General features: G+C 69.3%; 2 pseudogenes. Both read right to left on the minus strand.

What is annotated here, in order from left to right:
- Window positions 1-948: 948 nt before the first annotated feature.
- Window positions 949-1926 (minus strand): annotated as a pseudogene (locus tag BN4348_RS36600) (transglutaminase family protein); the annotation flags it as partial.
- Between the two features lie 59 nt (window positions 1927-1985).
- A pseudogene (locus BN4348_RS36605) lies at window positions 1986-2599 on the minus strand (hypothetical protein); the annotation flags it as partial.

Below are 2599 nucleotides of genomic sequence, written 5' to 3' on the forward strand. Positions count from 1 at the left end.
CCACGTGCGGGTACACCCGGACCAGCCGGTCAAAGGTGTAGCTGGTGCGGTGCTCCAGCGCAACTTTGATGGTCACCCGCTGATCTCATCACAAGCGCCACAAGGCTGCAGCGCAGCGAGATTCGCCGGCCGTGCCTACCCGAACTGCGGGCCCGGCGGCGCGCCGGGTGGCGGTCCGGCCTGGTAGCCGCCGCCCGGCTGCTCCAGCGGGACCACCTGGCCGCCGGAAAGCTTGCGGTAGCTGTAGGTCAGGACCAGCGCGGCGACGGGTCCGCCGACCAGCAGCCCCACGCCGCACAGCACCGCACCGACGACGACCGCGGCCATCTGCACCAGCCACGCCAGCAGGGCGTTGCCGAAGTTCGACGAGACGGTCGAAAAGCTCGACTTCAACGCGTCGATCGCGTTCTGCGACCGATCGATGACGAACGGGATGGTGAACTGCGCGAAGAGGCCCACGATGAGGCCGGGCAGGACGAAGCAGGCCGAGGCGATCGAGGTCAGGATCCCGACGATGATCCCGGCGAGGATCACCATGCCGAGGTTGCGCGGCTTGAAGAACGAGCCGACGCTGACCGGCCGTCCGTCGGCGAGGTCGAGACATCCGCTCAGGTAGGCGGCCTGGGCGAAGATGCCGATCGCGTAGACGAGTATGTAGCCGACGATCATGACGGCCAGCCCGGCGGCGCTGATGTTCGCGGTGGTGGTGGCGTAGCCGTCGGAGTTGGTGGTGGTGGTGGTCGAGCCCATGCTGCCGCCGACCGGGATCAGGGCGTAGGCGGCGCCGAACACCAACCCGTAGATGAGGGCGGACACCACCAGTGGCATGGCGTTCTGGGTGAACTTGCCCCACGCCCAGCTGAACGCCTCGCCCACGCTGAACTGCGGGCCCGGCGGGCCGGGCGGGGCGCCGTAGCCGGGCTGCGGCGGGTAACCGGCCGGCGGGNCGACGTCGCAGATCACCCGCCAGGCCTCGTCGGGGTAGGGCAAGGTGACGCGGGGGTCCTCGTGCACGCGGGTGACGGTGTTGGAAAACTCCAGCGTCGATCCGCAGGGTTCGGTGCCGCCGCTGATCGGCGCCGCGGTCGCCGGGTGCGGCGTGGCCGCCAGCGGGATGTGACCCTCGCCGGCGAACAGCCCCGACGTCGGGTCCAGCCCGATCCAGCCCGCGCCGGGGATGTACACCTCGGCCCACGCGTGCAGATCGGTGAAGTCGGCGGCGGGTCCGGACGGGCCGTCGAGCGCCTCGACATCGGACGCCAGCTGCACCAGGTAGCCGGACACGAACCGGGCGGCCAGCCCCAGCTGGCGCAGGATCGAAACCAGCAGCCACGCCGAGTCCCGGCACGAGCCGACCCCGTTGCGCAACGTGAAATCCGGTGTCTGCACACCGGGTTCCATCCGCAGGCTGTAGGCGACGTCGGCGTTGACGGCGCGGTTGAGCGCGACCAGGAAGTCAATGGTGCGGGTGCCGTCGCGCACGGTGAAGTTCTGCACCCACGCCCGCACCAGCTCGCCGGGGCCCGACCCTTCAGAATCCGGGCCGTCCTCGTCGACGGGCCGCAGGTAGGGCTTGAGGTCGTCGGCCAGCGCCTTGGGATAGCTCCACCCGCCGGCGGGCCAGGTCTCCGCCCAATCCTCGATGAAGAAGTCGAACGGGTTGATCACCTTCAGGTCGGCGATGAGCCCGACGGTGATGGTCAGCCGGGTCATCGGATTCGGAAACACCAGCCGGGCAAGGAAGTTGCCCACCGCGTCCTGCTGCCAGTTGACGAAGTGGTCGCTCGGCTCGACCCGCAACGAATACGCCTCGATGGCCGTGCGGGAGTGGGGCGCCGGGCGCAGCCGCACCACGTGCGGGTACACCCGGACCAGCCGGTCAAAGGTGTAGCTGGTGCGGTGCTCCAGCGCAACTTTGATGGTCACCCGCTGATCTCATCACAAGCGCCACAAGGCTGCAGCGCAGCGAGATTCGCCGGCCGTGCCTACCCGAACTGCGGGCCCGGCGGCGCGCCGGGTGGCGGTCCGGCCTGGTAGCCGCCGCCCGGCTGCTCCAGCGGGACCACCTGGCCGCCGGAAAGCTTGCGGTAGCTGTAGGTCAGGACCAGCGCGGCGACGGGTCCGCCGACCAGCAGCCCCACGCCGCACAGCACCGCACCGACGACGACCGCGGCCATCTGCACCAGCCACGCCAGCAGGGCGTTGCCGAAGTTCGACGAGACGGTCGAAAAGCTCGACTTCAACGCGTCGATCGCGTTCTGCGACCGATCGATGACGAACGGGATGGTGAACTGCGCGAAGAGGCCCACGATGAGGCCGGGCAGGACGAAGCAGGCCGAGGCGATCGAGGTCAGGATCCCGACGATGATCCCGGCGAGGATCACCATGCCGAGGTTGCGCGGCTTGAAGAACGAGCCGACGCTGACCGGCCGTCCGTCGGCGAGGTCGAGACATCCGCTCAGGTAGGCGGCCTGGGCGAAGATGCCGATCGCGTAGACGAGTATGTAGCCGACGATCATGACGGCCAGCCCGGCGGCGCTGATGTTCGCGGTGGTGGTGGCGTAGCCGTCGGAGTTGGTGGTGGTGGTGGTCGAGCCCA

Origin of the sequence: Mycobacterium interjectum (assembly GCF_900078675.2) — a bacterium.
GTDB lineage: Bacteria > Actinomycetota > Actinomycetes > Mycobacteriales > Mycobacteriaceae > Mycobacterium > Mycobacterium interjectum.